The sequence below is a fragment of the Pseudomonas sp. P7548 genome, assembly GCF_013386585.1.
Lineage (GTDB): Bacteria > Pseudomonadota > Gammaproteobacteria > Pseudomonadales > Pseudomonadaceae > Aquipseudomonas.
In genome coordinates this window covers 150,827-165,638 of sequence record NZ_JACARO010000014.1, presented here as the reverse complement: position 1 = coordinate 165,638, position 14,812 = coordinate 150,827, and the positions used below count along the sequence as shown (strand labels likewise).

Sequence of the window (14,812 nt, the reverse complement as noted above, 5' to 3'; positions counted from 1 at the left end):
CCCGCCTATGGAAAACATCGTGCGCAATGCCATCGTCGCAAGCGACTTGCTGGCAATAACGACCCAATACGCACTGCCCTGGCATCGCCTCAAAGGACAGAAGGTGCTCATCACGGGCGCTTCGGGTTTTCTTGCCGCCTACATGGTGGAAACGTTGTTGTTTCTCAACGAAACCCAAGGGCTGGAGATTCAGATCTTCGCCCTGGTGCGCAGCCGGCAGCGCTTTGAACGCAGATTTGCACATGCCATGGGCAGAGCGGATTTAATTTGTATAGAGCAAGACGTCAGCGAGCCTTTGGCATTCGATGTGCGCCCCGATTACATTGTTCACGCCGCCAGCCAGGCCAGCCCCAAGTACTACTCGACCGACCCGATTGGCACCTTGAGCGCCAACACACTCGGGACAGCAGCGTTACTGAAGCGTGCAGCCGAGAGCGGATCGAAAGGGTTTCTCTTCTTCAGCAGCGGCGAAGTATACGGTCAGACGGATAGTGTACCGACCTCCGAGAGAGATTTCGGGTTCGTCGACCCCACGTCAGTCCGTGCCTGCTACGCGGAAAGCAAACGAATGGGTGAGAACATGTGCATCAGTTGGCAGCATCAGGCAGGTGTGCCGGCGACCATCGTCAGGCCGTTTCACACCTACGGCCCTCACATGTTATTGAATGACGGCAGGGTTTATGCTGATTTTGTGGCCAATATCCTGAATAATCAGCCCATTACCATGAAAGGCGACGGCACGGCTCGGCGCGCTTTCTGCTACGCCGCAGACGCGGTTGCAGGTTTCTGGACGGTGTTGTTCAACGGCGCCCACGGCGAGGCATACAATGTCGGCAACCCAGAGGGAGAAATCAGTATCCGAGAGTTGGCCGAAATGCTGGCGGGGTTGTATCCCGAGAAAAAGTTGAGTGTCTTGTTTGCTGCCCGAGAAAATGACAGCACGTACTTAGTAAGTCCCATTGTAAGAAATTGCCCAGATATCGCTAAAGTCAAAAAGCTAGGATGGCTCCCCCGGACCTCTGTCCGTGAGGGCTTCAAAAAAACAATTGAGAGCTACACATGAAGAATATGGAAGAGATGCGTCAGTGTTTTGAAAACCAAGCATTGAGCAAACCTGACTATATAGATGGAATGTACAACGACTTCCATAGCACACTCTTTTCTTACGCATCATGGTTGCAAGAAACAAACGTTGCTCGTATTGAAATCACCGACGCAAAGGTGATCATGACATCGCGTGACAACGGAATAAAAATTGTATGCCCCGAGTTTGACAAGCGCGTTGCGCCGGTTGAGATTCTCAATTTCGGCGATTATGAGCTGATCGATTCAAACATGATCATGAAACTGGTCAAGCCGAATGCATGCGTACTGGATATTGGCGCAAACATGGGGTGGTATGCCCTCAACATCGCCAAAAAAAATCCAGGTGTCAGTGTCTACGCTTTCGAACCCATTGATTCCACGTATCTGGCACTTCAGGAAAACGTGCGAATCAACGAATTGAATAACATCAAGACCTTCAATTTCGGTTTTTCTTCGGAAGAAAAAACTCTAGAGTTCTATTTCTACCCCGGCGGCTCCGGGAACGCTTCTTCAGCTAACTTGAGCGGTCGCTCCGACGTCAAGAAAATCACTTGCGACGTCAAAGTACTCGACGACACGTCAACACAATTGAATCTGCCTAAAGTCGACTTCATCAAATGTGACGTCGAAGGCGCCGAGCTTTTTGTCTTCCAGGGTGCACTGAAGTTACTGGCCCAGGACAAGCCTATTGTATTCACTGAAATGCTGCGAAAATGGGCAGCAAAATTTGACTACCACCCCAACCAGATCATTGAGCTGTTTCACGGGCTGGGCTACCAATGTTTCACCGCTGACCCTGAAGGAAAACTTCGCGCGTTCGGCCTGATGGATGAGCAGACGCAAGAAACGAACTTCTTCTTCTTGCACGAAACACAGCATGCGCTTGAGATCAAAGAGCTACTGGTAAACTAACGACTTGCTTTGAATATGCGCTTCCTTGGATGTATGTAATGGTCACTAAAAAAGTACTGAAAGTAGCTATTATCGGTTCGGGCAATATTGGTACCGATCTGCTCGTTAAGATAATGCGCTCTCAGCATCTCGTGTGTACGCTTTTCGCCGGGCGCAACTACTCGTCGGCCGGCATGAAAAGAGCAGCCGAGCTAGGCATTCCAACATCCGATAAGGGTATTGATGCGATTCTCGTGTCGCCTGACGTATGCGACCTGGTTTTTGATGCGACTTCCGCTCATGCCCATGTTGGGCACTGGGATGCATTGCGTAAACTCGGAAAGACCGTCATCGACATGACCCCGGCAAAGCTGGGCGTCTTCTGCATCCCAGCCATCAACGCCGAGGAATGCGTAAGTGGAGACGCTCAGAACATCAATATGATTACCTGCGGCGGGCAATCATCTATCCCGATCGCCAGCGCGATCGCCGCCGTTCATGCCAATGTGGACTACATCGAAGTTGTCTCCAGCATTGCCTCGCTCAGTGCGGGGCCGGCAACTCGAGCCAACCTCGATGAGTACATAGAAACCACTGAAGATGCATTGATGCGTTTCTCAGGCGCGCAGAGGACCAAGGCTATCCTGATCCTGAACCCGGCCAACCCGCCGATCGACATGCAGACTACTATCTACGCCAAGATCGCCAACCCTGACATCCCTGCAATTCGTCAGTCGGTGGAGGCAATGGTTGCGAAGCTTAAGGAGTATGTTCCGGGCTACGCGCTGATCGTACCGCCGACGATTGAAGGAGACCGGGTACTGACGACCATAAAAGTCGTGGGCAACGGCGATTACCTGCCACAGTATGCCGGCAACCTGGACATCATCAACTGTGCGGCCATTGCAGTCGCAGAAATGATCGCGACATCCGCACACGCCAAGGAAAAACTGCATGCCTAAGCAAATTCTCATTACAGACCCCACATTGCGCGATGGTAACCACGCAGTGGGTCACAAATTGGGAGCGGAGGCGTTCATCGCTTATTGCAAGGCAGCCGAGGCCGCGAATGTACCGATTATCGAGGTCGGCCATGGCAATGGTCTCGGTGGCTCCTCCATGCTTGTCGGGGAAAGTCGCCTCAGCGACCCGGAAATTTTCAGAATCTCCCGCGAGCACCTCATTAACACCCGACTGGCCATTCACGTCATTCCGGGTTTTTGCACTATCAAAAAAGACCTGAGCAAGGCTGTCGAACTCGGTGTCGACGTGTTCCGGATCGCCGCCCACTGCACCGAGGCCGATGTTACGCAGCGTCATATCGGCTATGTTCGAGAGTCGGGTAAGGAGGCCTGGGGCATCCTAATGATGACGCACATGGCTAGCCCCGAAGTACTGCTTGAAGAAGCCAGGAAGATGGAATCCTATGGGGCGCAGGCCATTGTCATCATGGACTCTGCGGGCGCCCAGATGGTCGATGATGTAAAAGCCCGCATCAGCGCTCTGGTAGGTGGTCTGTCCATCCCTGTCGGCTTCCACGGCCACAATAATCTTGGAATGGCTGTTATCAACTCCGTAACAGCGGTCAATGAAGGCGCGACCATTCTCGATGGCACTATCCGTGGATTTGGCGCTGGCGCTGGCAATACCCAACTTGAAGTACTCGTTGGGATACTGCACAAACTGGGATATGACACAGGGATTGATCTGTTCAAAATTCTCGATGCCGCTACGATGGCCGAAAAGGAGCTGGGCTTTATCGCCCCCTCCATCTCCCCGATTTCCATCGTGAGTGGCCTCGCGGGCGTTTTCTCTGGCTTTGCCAAACCCGTGGCCAGAGCGGCCGCAGAGTTCGGTGTAGACCCAAGGGACGTGTTTTTTCGATTGGGCGAACGCAAAGCAGTTGCTGGCCAGGAAAGCCTGATTATCGAAGTTGCCAAAGAGTTGGCCGCGAAGCAGTGATCTACGGCAATACAGTATTCGGGGCACGGTCATGTCCAAATGGGATGTTGGTCGGGAGCCCCGAACACCACTTCACGTCCACCTTCAAAAGTTGAAAAATAGAATGTGCCACCAGCCGTGAAAAATAAGCTGCTCAAAACACTACTGAGCTACGATGTCCGTCACTCTGCCATCAATCAGCTCTGGAGATTGTTTTCCGGACCTCTGCTGTTGCTATTAGTCCCCCTTTACCTCTCTGCAGAAGCTCAAGGTTACTGGTACACATTTATTAGCCTTGCCGCCCTGGCAGTATTCGCCGACATGGGATTCTCTTCAATACTGCTGCTGTATTCATCCCACGAGTTCGCGCACCTCAAGTTCAATCCTGATAAGACACTCACAGGTAATACCCAGCACTTGGCCCGTTTGGCCACCCTTGGAAAATTTGCCTTGAAGTGGTCAAGTGCAATGGCCATCGTGATTTTCCCTCTGGTCTTGGTGGCGGGGTACTTTTTTCTGAACAGCAAAGGCTCATCTATCAACTGGCAGCTGCCCTGGCTCATCTATGGTGCGGCATCAGTATTGGTGTTCCTGAACAGCATGTTGCTATCGTTTATCGAGGGGTGCGACAGTGTTGGTGATGTGCAAAAAATCCGCTTCTACATCAGCGTAAGCACCGTCACCGTGACCGCACTTCTGCTCTTCTGCGGGGAAGAACTCTACGCACTGGCGATAGCCTTGCTAGCCGGTGCAATAACAGGCTTGGCACTGATCGGACACCGCTATAAAAAAATGCTGCAACAGCTTTGTATCGCTAGTAGGAACAACCACCACGCGTGGGCCCCCGAAATCATGCCACTGATGTGGCGATTTGCCGTCAGTTGGATAAGCGGCTACTTCATCCTGTCCATCTTTACCCCTTTGGCATTCCATTTTTATGGAACGGTAGAGGCGGGACAGGTGGGCCTGTCCATGGCGGTATGCATGGCGCTTTTCAGCATCGCGAACATCTGGGTCTCGATCAACACGCCAAAAATGAACATGTATGTTGCGCAGAAAGATTATCCAGCACTGGAAACGACCTTCAAGCGCGCCCTTCTGCTCGCCACACTGACGTATATCCTAGGCCTGGCAACTCTGTTTATAGGCATCGAACTGCTCAAGGGCTACTTGCCGATTGCCAGCCGCCTGCTTTCACACACAGCACTGACGCTGGTGGGACTTGGCTGGCTGATCCAACTGTGGATTAATTCGATGGCTGTTTACATGCGTGCCCACAAACGGGAACCACTGCTCATTGCCTCTGTGGTACAAGGCGTGTACGTAGGAGCAACAACGCTGGCTATCTCCATCTACCTTCCTTTCGACTACCTGTTTCTCGGGTTCTTCAGCGCGCTTTGTTTGGTGATGCCTTGGGTGTACTGGATATTTAAAAATTTCAAGAGATCGCACACATGAGCCCCGTTGGAAACCCTTCACTTTCAATCGTTATACCGTCCTACAATCGGGCCGACTTTCTTGATCAATCCCTCTCCGTGCACGTCCCACTGGCCCGTAGCCATAACGTGCAGATTTTCATATCAGACAATGCCTCGACCGATAACACACAGGACGTGATCGCCAAGTGGCAAAAAGAATATGGTCTTATTCATAGCCTACGAAGCGAAAGCACGGTAGGTCCCGAGGCCAATTTCGAGAAAGCATTGAAGGCTGCAAACACCCAGTATGTCTGGCTTCTGGGGGACACGTCGCAAATTCCTGAAAACGGTATCGCAACCATACTCAAGCTTATTGAAACCCCAGACAGCTATAGCGCAATAGTCGTCAATCTAATAGATAAAAATACAACGACCAGCAAAAACTATAGCTGCCCAGATACGTTGTTGACCGAGCTTGCCGGAATAATGAGTTGCATGAGTTGCCTTATTTTCAATCAAGAGTTGATCGCCAATGCCGATTTCAACCGGTACATCGGCTCTTATTTTATGCAGACGGGGATCATATTTGAGCATGTTGCACGCAACAATGGGGTGATCCGATGGGAGCACGATGTTTCCATTACGTCGCTCGAAAGTCCAACCTTGCAAAAAAAGAGCTGGGCGCATACGCCGAAGATCTTTGAAGTCGGGATTGAAAAATGGGTGAATTTTGTTTTCTCGCTGCCTTCAAGCTATACGCTGAAGAGTAAACTCTTCGCATGCCGTAGTTTTGCAGCCGTGTCCGGTGCTTTTTCAGTAAGGGGTATGATATCCCTACGCGTTCGCGGATTGTTGAGCTACTCGATCTATAGGCAATTCAAGCAATCCCTTCGCCTGTCCATCCATTACCCACTGTTCATTGTTGCCGTAATTTCAATTGCCCCACGGCCTCTGCTTAAAATCATGGCTAACACTTATCTTCGGCTGACACGCAACCGGTCGCCTGAATCCGGACATGATTAAAATCCACTGTTGGCAAAATCTGTTAAAACCTAAGTACGAGTAAACGCGGTGTCATACTTTCTAAAGAAATTAAAGCAGCACCATCTGTTCATCATTCCTCTTGTGGTGGGACGGTTTCTGTTGGTGTGGCGCGCGTTGATTCACCTCCGAACGCTTCCTACACCAGGCAGACGTGCCTACCTTGGCCGTGGCCCCAAGGTCTTTGGACTGGAACACATCACCCTGGGTAACAACTTCAGGGTCGGTGAAGGGCTCTGGCTACACGCCATTCCTCAATACCTAGCGTTCACCTATCAGCCGCATGTCGAAATTGGTGAGAACTTTTCCGCCAGTGATCATCTGCATATAGCGTGCTGCAACAAAATAACGATAGGCCGTAATGTCTTGATGGGCAGCAAGATTCACATCACTGACCATTCTCACGGGGTCTACTCGGGAGAAAACCAATCCAGCCCCTACGAAGCACCTTTCGAACGAAAGCTGGGCAGCAGCGGCCCAGTAACCATTGGCGACAACGTATGGATCGGGGACAATGTCGTGGTGCTCCCCAACACCTCTATCGGCAGTGGATCGATCATCGGCGCCAATAGCGTTGTCGCCAAAGACATCCCCAGTAACGTCATTGCCGTGGGCTGCCCCGCCAAGATAGTAAAAGTATGGAGCGATGAGGAGAGCAAATGGTTAAGTGTATAAGCGTGACCCTGCATGGGTGGCCCCACACATCTAAGGTATGGCATGACGCGTAAGATTGCAGTAGGCATTGTTGTTTATCACGCCGGCAACGAATTGCTACGCCGGCTTGAGCTGGCTTCGACGAATGGATTTGAAGTCTATGTGTTCGACAACTCACCCGACGCTCCCAACGTGCGAGAGTTTTCCGCACTGCATCCGCGCATTCACTATTTTACCTGCGGTAAAAACCTGGGACTGGGTGTAGGTATATCAACGGTATGTGCCAATGCCTATCAACACGGTCAGTCGGCACTGCTGTTTTTTGATCAAGACACTGGGTTCAGCGACGAAACACTGTCCTATGTCGAAACGAACTACATAGACAACATTGATTCCTACAGGGATTTCAGTGCAATCGCTTTCAAAGCCGAAGGCAGAGCGTCGGTACAGGACGTGCCTCTGCTCATAAACAGTGGCAGCCTCTACTTTCTGGAAAAACTAAAAGCCCTTGACTGGATGGACTGCAGCTACTTCGTTGACAGCGTGGATTATAAGCTCTGCCTGGACTCGTTGAATAAAGGCTATCGCATTGGCCTATGCGGCGCCACGCCAGGATTTGATCATGTCACCGAGCAAGCTGACAGCCGCTACCACATAGCCGGCCGCACTTACTCTATGCGGGCTTACTCATGGTCGAGGATAAAAGACACTGTATCCTCAAACTTTAAACTTATTTTTTCTGCGCTAAAAAACTGTCAATTCAGCTTTGCGCTCAGAATTACAAGATTACTGACTCTCTATTGTGCATCTCAGATCCTCGTCAGGGTAATCAATACATTAGGAATCCTTAAACGTGACTGATGAAAAAGGCATGACCGACGTCCGTTCAGCCATTTTTACCGTGTGTAACCTGGCTTACTTGTCCAAAGCCTTGGTGCTGGCCGAGTCGCTGGTTAAATTCGATCAACCCAAGCTGAAGATCTATATTTTTGATCGCAAGGTAGAGATGGATCTGCCCACTCACCTGGCAGAATTCCATTGGGTAGAAGACATCGGACTGGCAGATGTCCGGCACTATGCCTTCAAATACGACATCGTGGAGTTCAGTACGAGCCTGAAGCCCTGGATCACTCTGAAGCTGCTTGAGCAGCACGACAAGGTTATCTTCCTGGACCCCGACACGTGCGTATTCAGCCGCCTTGACAACCTATGGGACGAGCTCGGCACTCACGACATTATTCTAACTCCCCACTACGTCACCCCTCATGTCGAAGGTGATATTGGGATGCTGCGCTTTGGCTCCTTCAATCTGGGCTTTTATGCAGTTTCCAACACGGCTGAAGGTATACGGTTTCTCCAGTGGTGGAATGAACGCTGCCTGGAACATTGCTATTTCGAAACCCAGTTCGGCCTCTCGACCGATCAGAAGTGGGTCAGTATCGCCCCCTGTTTCTTCCCGACACTGCACGTATCATTCAATCTTGGCTACAACGTGGCTTTTTGGAATAGCCATGAACGAACGCTCTCGCCTGACGGCAAGGGGGGCTACACGGTCAACGGAGAATTCCCACTGGTGTTCTTCCACTTCAGCTCGTTTGATGAGAAAAACCCAGAGCTTTTGAGCAAGCGCGCATTCGCGGGAAGAGAGAAAAAGCGCGAGGACTTGCGGGAAGTCAGCGTCTATTACAAGGAGCGTCTCACCAGCTTCTCAGCCTTCCCTTCCAACGCAGTCTATGCGTTTGATTACATGAGTGATGGACAATACATCTCCCCTACGCTGAGAAGAGCTTACGCCAGTGTGCTGGATGAGATGCCCACCGGACACGAGCCTTTTGACGCCAGTGGCCCTGTTTACGCATTTGCCAAGAAGAACTACTTGTTCGAGGCGGGTGGGCAGTACAAGCCTGCCGGGTTCAGCGATGCGCAAACCCATTCTGGAAAGCTCCAGATCATCAACTCGTTGATGAAAGGGATTCTCTACGTTGTAGGCCCCAACCGCTTCATGAACATTTCAAGGTTATTCGTCTATCTGTCGAGTTTCAGACTGAACAGGAAGCTCTGGAAGCTCTAAAGCTTATTGGACTGCAGCGATTTCTGATGGGACCTCAACAGGCCCATCAGAGCAGCCGTGGAGTATCAGACTTCGCGATGTCGCTGAATATGCGTCCAGTCGACAATCTCACCCTCCGGGGTATAGCCGCTGACTGTTTGCTTCAACTGTTGCCTGACGAGCTTGAAATCGCCCGCATCGAGAGCCGCCAACAGCTCTTGCAACCTCACCTTGAGCACTTCCCAGCCCAACAACTCTTCACTGGCGCGCATGATCATCGGATGACGGGTCGCCGTTACGTTGTCGCCAATCAACAACTCTTCATAGAGTTTTTCGCCAGGGCGCAGGCCGCTGAAGTTGATGAGGATATCGCCGTGTGGGTTCTTCTCCGAACGAATACTCAATCCCGACAGATGAATCATCTTTTCGGCGAGCTCTACGATCTTCACAGGCTCGCCCATATCGAGTACGAAAACGTCCCCGCCCTGCCCCATTGACCCCGCCTGGATAACTAGCTGCGCGGCCTCAGGTATGGTCATGAAATAGCGTGTTATTTTCGGATGGGTGACCGTCAGCGGCCCTCCCGCCTGGATCTGTTTGTGGAACAACGGGATAACCGAACCTGACGAGCCCAGTACATTACCAAAGCGAACCATGGTGAAACGGGTCTTGTTAACCCGTGAGATGTTAGACGCGTCACCAAACAATACCGGCGCCAACTCTTTGCTCAAAGCTTGCAACACGAGCTCCGCCAACCGCTTGGTGCTACCCATGACGTTCGTGGGTCGTACGGCCTTGTCGGTTGAAATGAGCACAAAGTTTTCAACTCCGGCCTGCAGAGCTGCCTGCGCGGTGTTGAGAGTACCAATCACATTGTTGAGAATACCTTCAGCAATGTTGTGCTCAACCATGGGCACATGCTTATAGGCTGCCGCGTGGTAAACCGTATCGACAGACCATGTGTTCATGACGTCCAGCAGTTTTTCCGGGTGCCGTACCGATCCAAGGATGGGCAGCAACGTGACGTTCAATGCCTCTGACTGAACGCGCTCTTCAAGTTCGGACAGAATGCAATAGAGGTTGTACTCGCTATGATCGAACAACAGCAGACTGGTGGGCTCCAGCGAAAGAATCTGACGGCAGAGCTCCGATCCAATTGAACCGCCCGCACCAGAAACCAGCACCACGCGGTGCTTGATGCACCTCTCCAGCAATTCAGGCTGCGCAGGTACGGGATCTCGGCCTAACAGGTCGGCGATGTCCACTTCCTGGATATCATCGACCTTGACTCGGCCGCTGGCCAAGTCCATGAAACCGGGCACACTACGGACATGCAGCGGGTAACCCTCTAGATATCCCAGTATTTCTCTACGACGAGCGCGCGTAGATGAAGGTATCGCCAACAACAATTCTTCGGCGCCGGTCTCATCGATCATTTGCTGTATACGCTTGGGCTTGTACACCTGCAGTCCCGAGATAATACGGTCCGAGATACCGCTATCATCATCGATAAAAGCCACCGGCCGCATTACCCGCCCCATACGCAAGGCAGCGACCAATTGATTACCCGCCGCCCCGGCCCCGTAGATCGCGACCTTTGTGAGTCCGTTATCCCGACTGGTAAAAGGCACATGCTGCGCCGCAGTGAACCAGTCTCCCTGAAAGTATTGGCGCATGGCCAGCCGCAAGCCACCAATGATGACCATGCTCAACCACCAATAGTTGAATACGATAGAACGTGGCACCACGGTCTGGTGATTGCTGTACAAGTACACCACCAGAGCCAACAACAGTGCAGAGAGGCTGACCGCCTTGATGATCGCGATCAGCGCGTCATTGCCGAAATAACGCATGACCGCCCGGTACATGCCAAAATGGATAAAAAGCGGAATGGCAATAACCGGCGCACTGAGAAACAGCCACAGGTGGACAACAAAGGGGTTGTTGAGATCGTCGAAGCCCAAACGAACGACAAATGCCAGCCACAACGCCCCCCAGACCAGAACGATGTCAGTCGCCACCTGCAAGATGCGTTTTTGCCTGCGCGGCAAGCCCAACAATCGGGCACGTAAACTTTCCATAAACCCTTTTATACCTCAGTCCCTAGTACTGCCGGAAAATGGCAGTTGCGTAAGTGTGCAGAGAACCCTTCAAGCTCCTGCGCCTATCGATTATCACGCGTATTCCAACTCCCCCGCGTGAAATTTGATAGCCAGCACTACCAGTGGAACGTACGCCACTATCAGCCCAAGCACGCCATCAAGCCCCAAGCCGATGCAAACGGCGATAGGCAGTAGCCAAAACAGATTAATGGCCATTACTGCCAGGGTGACCGGCAAATGGCGCCCTACCCGACGCGATGCGTACTGATAGGCGTGACTGCGATGGGCTTCGTAGACTTTGTCGCCCCGCAACAGGCGTCGCACTAAAGTGAAGGTCGCATCTACAATGAACACACCCAGCAAAACCAGCCAAACCCACAACATCTGAGGGGCGACCCAGGCCGCTTGTAACGACAACACAGCGATGACAATGCCGAGGAAACCACTCCCTGCATCGCCCATGAAGATGCGGGCAGGAGGGAAATTCCAGTATAGAAAACCGAGCACGGCGACGGCCAGCAACATCGGCGCAAGCATGAGATCTTGATGCCCTGTCAGCCAGTACACCAAGCATGCTCCTGAACAGGCACAGACGGCCTCGACACTGGCAATTCCGTCAATGCCGTCCATGAAGTTATACAAGTTCAGCATCCACACCAGGTATAAGGCTGCCAGCACATGGCCGAACCACCCCAAGTCCAGCTCAACCCCTATCACGCTGACCGTAGGAAGCCCCCCCATCCAGGACAACGCCCATATTGCGGCACCGAAGTGGGCCAGTAAACGCCAACGGGCTGCGATATGACCATGATCATCGAGAAAGCCAACTATCGCAATGAGTGCTCCGGCCCCCAACAATGGCCAGGCGGCACTCCAACTGACCCAGCCACAAAGTGCCACCAGCACTAAAGCCACTAGATACGTCAACACGATTGCAACGCCACCTCCTCGTGGCGTTGGGACAGAGTGCGAACTGCGACCATTGGGAATATCCATCAAACTACGCGACAACGCGTAACGACGTAGCACCCAAGTCAATAGAAGCGATGCGACAAGCACCACGGAAAACACTAACCAGATGGTCATGTAAGAAGCAGTTCCTGGAACAGATAGAGGCAAAAGGGTTCAGGGCTCATCAATGCCCGGCACTCACAAGCGTTTCACACCAAACAGGTCGTACCTGACCAATGGCGCCAGCAAGCAGTGATTTTTCGGTCATTTTTTGTTCCGCCTCAGGGTGGCTTTTCTGAACAGCTCCTCCAAACGATCGAACAATGTGTCTTTGGAAAAATGCTCAAGGTAATAACGTCTGCCCGACGAGCCCATATTCTCGAGCTCGGTCTTAGGCATAGCACCCATGGTACGCACGATATCCGCCAACCCTGCCGCATCGCCCGAGGCACACGTCATGCCGGCACCTGAGCCAACAACGACTTTGGCCGCTTCACCATCAATCATGGCAATGATGGGCTTGCCTGACGCCAGGTAAGCCTGAACCTTGGCAGGGATGGTTTTCTCAAAGACCTCATTGGTCCGCAACGAAACCAGTAAAGCATCCGCAGCAGCGAACAGCGCCGGCATTTTTTCCAGGGGGTGTCTTCCTAGCAACAGGACGTTATCCAGTCGAGTTTCCGCCACATGTTCGGCTAGCCATTGGCTGGCCCGACCATCCCCCACAATCACCCAGCGTACAGGCAGGTCCGCCTTGACAGCCTTGACTGCGGCCATGATTGCAGGAAAATCCTGAGCATCGCCTATGTTTCCAGCAAAAACGATCGTAAAAAGAGAATCGTCGCGCTGTAGCAGATCAGAAGGCGCCTGAACCTCCGCGGAAAAGTCATCCTCGGCCCAACTGGGAAAGTAAACCAGCCGGTCTTCATCAATCGCACGCGTGCAGTATTGCTTGATGTTCTCGTCGAACGAACGCGACTGCAACAACAAGTAATCAGTACGGTTATAAATCCAAGACACAACTTTACCGACCACCCCCAGCAGCCTTGGGCTATTGACGACCCCAACCGCCCTGAGGCTTTCCGGCCACAGGTCCAACACCCAAACCAGCACCGGAGCTTTTTTCAACCGCCCCAGCAAAAGCGCCGGGATAGCGCCCATGATGGGCGACACGCCGTACACAAAGATCGAATCAAATGGCTGACCGCGCAGCTTGTAACTGCCAATGAGTGAGGCGCTGCTGAAAAACGAAAGGTAATTCAAGGCTAGCGTAACGCTCCACTTACCGCGCGCCAACATTGGAACCCGAATTATGCGAGCTCCGTGATAGCTGGAAAACTGGGCGGGATCGCGTCGAAAATCGGCATAGACCTGCCCTTCCGGATAGTTGGGCAACCCGGTAAGCACCGTTACCTCATGACCTTTGGCGACAAAACCTTCGACCATATTGTTGATGCGCATGTTTTCGGGCCAGAAATACTGGGTCACCACCAGAATCTTAAGCGGTGTTTCCTGGGCAAGTTTGTCCAATCAATATTGCTTCCATACAGTGCGCATAACGTAGTCGCGGTAGCTGTGAACAATCCGCACGACCTTTTCGGCAACATTCGGCATGCTGTAATCCGTGACCAGCCTGAGCGTGCGCTCCTCCCCGGCTGCCTGGCTCTCGAGAAGCTGCAAACCTTGCATGGTACGCTCGACTTCCAGGCCGACCATCATGACCGAAGCCTCTTCCATCCCTTCCGGCCGCTCATGTGCCTCGCGCAGGTTCAAGGCCGGGAAGTTGAGGATCGACGACTCTTCATTAATGGTCCCACTGTCCGACAACACTGCCTTGGCCGTCAGTTGCAGCTTGTTGTAATCCTTGAAACCCAGCGGCTTGAGTAATTGCACATTCTTGTGAAACGCCACGCCCATGGCATCTACACGCTTCTGTGTACGAGGGTGCGTGGTCACAATCACCGGCAGCTCATAATGTGCAGCAACTGTATTTAACACATCGACCAACTTGAGAAAGTTCTTATCGGAATCAATGTTTTCTTCGCGGTGAGCACTGACCACAAAGAATTTGCCAGCCTCCAGGCCGAGGCGCGCCAGAACGTCCGAAGCTTCGATCCCGTCGCGGTAGTAATTGAGCACTTCAAACATTGGGCTGCCGGTCTTAATCACCCTATCTGGAGGAAGCCCCTCGCGAAGCAGGTAGTCACGCGCAATGCTGCTATAGGTCAAATTTATGTCTGCAGTGTGATCGACAATCCGGCGATTGATCTCTTCAGGCACGCGCATATCAAAACAGCGATTACCAGCTTCCATATGAAACGTAGGAATTTTGCGACGCTTGGCCGGGATCACCGCCATACAGCTGTTGGTATCGCCAAGAACCAACAAAGCTTCTGGCTTCACGTCTTCCAGTACTTGGTCGACCGCGATGATTACGTTGCCTATCGTTTGGGCACCTGTCGCACCCGCGGCGTTGAGAAAATGGTCCGGCTTACGGATACCAAGATCCTGGAAAAAAATTTCGTTTAATTCGTAATCGTAGTTTTGCCCGGTATGTACCAGGACATGTTCACAATGCTCGTCCAGTTTGGCTATCACCCGAGACAAGCGGATGATTTCGGGGCGTGTCCCCACAACCGTGACAACTTTCAGCTTTTTCATCTCAACACTCTTCAAGA

Annotated in this window: 13 protein-coding genes; 9 read left to right on the top strand and 4 right to left on the bottom strand. The window is 52.2% G+C overall.

What is annotated here, in order from left to right:
- The first annotated feature begins 7 nt into the window (after positions 1 to 7).
- The 9 genes from HX803_RS07820 (at position 8) to HX803_RS07780 (ending at position 9,102) form a co-directional block, all read left to right on the top strand.
- Positions 8 to 1,063, top strand: a complete 1,056-nt coding sequence (locus HX803_RS07820; protein ID WP_178919903.1) for an NAD-dependent epimerase/dehydratase family protein — start codon at positions 8 to 10, stop codon at positions 1,061 to 1,063.
- A complete protein-coding gene (locus HX803_RS07815; protein ID WP_178919902.1) occupies positions 1,060 to 1,998 on the top strand; it encodes an FkbM family methyltransferase in 939 nt (312 codons plus the stop codon). Before HX803_RS07820 ends, HX803_RS07815 begins: the two co-directional genes overlap by 4 nt.
- Before the next feature lie 38 nt (positions 1,999 to 2,036).
- Positions 2,037 to 2,939 (top strand): acetaldehyde dehydrogenase (acetylating), encoded by a 903-nt coding sequence (locus tag HX803_RS07810; protein ID WP_178919901.1) that lies wholly within the window; start codon positions 2,037 to 2,039, stop codon positions 2,937 to 2,939.
- The gene (gene dmpG / locus HX803_RS07805) at positions 2,932 to 3,939 is read left to right on the top strand and encodes a 4-hydroxy-2-oxovalerate aldolase (protein WP_178919900.1); all 1,008 of its coding nucleotides are present in this window, start codon (positions 2,932 to 2,934) and stop codon (positions 3,937 to 3,939) included. The genes HX803_RS07810 and dmpG overlap by 8 nt, the downstream gene beginning before the upstream one ends.
- A 117-nt stretch (positions 3,940 to 4,056) precedes the next feature.
- Positions 4,057 to 5,376, top strand: a complete 1,320-nt coding sequence (locus tag HX803_RS07800) for a hypothetical protein (RefSeq protein WP_372339901.1) — start codon at positions 4,057 to 4,059, stop codon at positions 5,374 to 5,376.
- Positions 5,373 to 6,359, top strand: a complete 987-nt coding sequence (locus HX803_RS07795) for a glycosyltransferase family 2 protein (RefSeq protein WP_178919899.1) — start codon at positions 5,373 to 5,375, stop codon at positions 6,357 to 6,359. The genes HX803_RS07800 and HX803_RS07795 overlap by 4 nt, the downstream gene beginning before the upstream one ends.
- A 48-nt stretch (positions 6,360 to 6,407) precedes the next feature.
- Complete coding sequence (locus HX803_RS07790; protein ID WP_178919898.1) at positions 6,408 to 7,052, top strand: DapH/DapD/GlmU-related protein; 645 nt, start codon at positions 6,408 to 6,410, stop codon at positions 7,050 to 7,052.
- A gap of 42 nt (positions 7,053 to 7,094) precedes the next feature.
- Positions 7,095 to 7,892, top strand: a complete 798-nt coding sequence (locus HX803_RS07785; RefSeq protein WP_178919897.1) for a glycosyltransferase — start codon at positions 7,095 to 7,097, stop codon at positions 7,890 to 7,892.
- Positions 7,885 to 9,102, top strand: coding sequence for a hypothetical protein (locus HX803_RS07780; protein WP_178919896.1), 1,218 nt, complete (start codon positions 7,885 to 7,887; stop codon positions 9,100 to 9,102). The genes HX803_RS07785 and HX803_RS07780 overlap by 8 nt, the downstream gene beginning before the upstream one ends.
- Before the next feature lie 65 nt (positions 9,103 to 9,167).
- On the opposite strand, the gene HX803_RS07775 is transcribed toward HX803_RS07780, so the two are convergent.
- The 4 genes from HX803_RS07775 to wecB all read right to left on the bottom strand — a co-directional run bounded on the left by HX803_RS07775 (position 9,168) and on the right by wecB (position 14,795).
- Positions 9,168 to 11,162 carry a nucleoside-diphosphate sugar epimerase/dehydratase gene (locus tag HX803_RS07775; protein WP_178919895.1) on the bottom strand — a complete coding sequence of 665 codons (1,995 nt, stop codon included), beginning with the start codon at positions 11,160 to 11,162 and terminating at the stop codon, positions 9,168 to 9,170.
- Positions 11,163 to 11,255: 93 nt separating this feature from the next.
- Positions 11,256 to 12,269, bottom strand: coding sequence for a glycosyltransferase family 4 protein (locus HX803_RS07770; protein WP_178919894.1), 1,014 nt, complete (start codon positions 12,267 to 12,269; stop codon positions 11,256 to 11,258).
- A gap of 129 nt (positions 12,270 to 12,398) precedes the next feature.
- Positions 12,399 to 13,664 carry a glycosyltransferase family 4 protein gene (locus tag HX803_RS07765; RefSeq protein WP_178919893.1) on the bottom strand — a complete coding sequence of 422 codons (1,266 nt, stop codon included), beginning with the start codon at positions 13,662 to 13,664 and terminating at the stop codon, positions 12,399 to 12,401.
- Positions 13,665 to 14,795, bottom strand: a complete 1,131-nt coding sequence (wecB, locus tag HX803_RS07760) for a non-hydrolyzing UDP-N-acetylglucosamine 2-epimerase (RefSeq protein WP_178919892.1) — start codon at positions 14,793 to 14,795, stop codon at positions 13,665 to 13,667.
- Positions 14,796 to 14,812 lie beyond the last annotated feature (17 nt).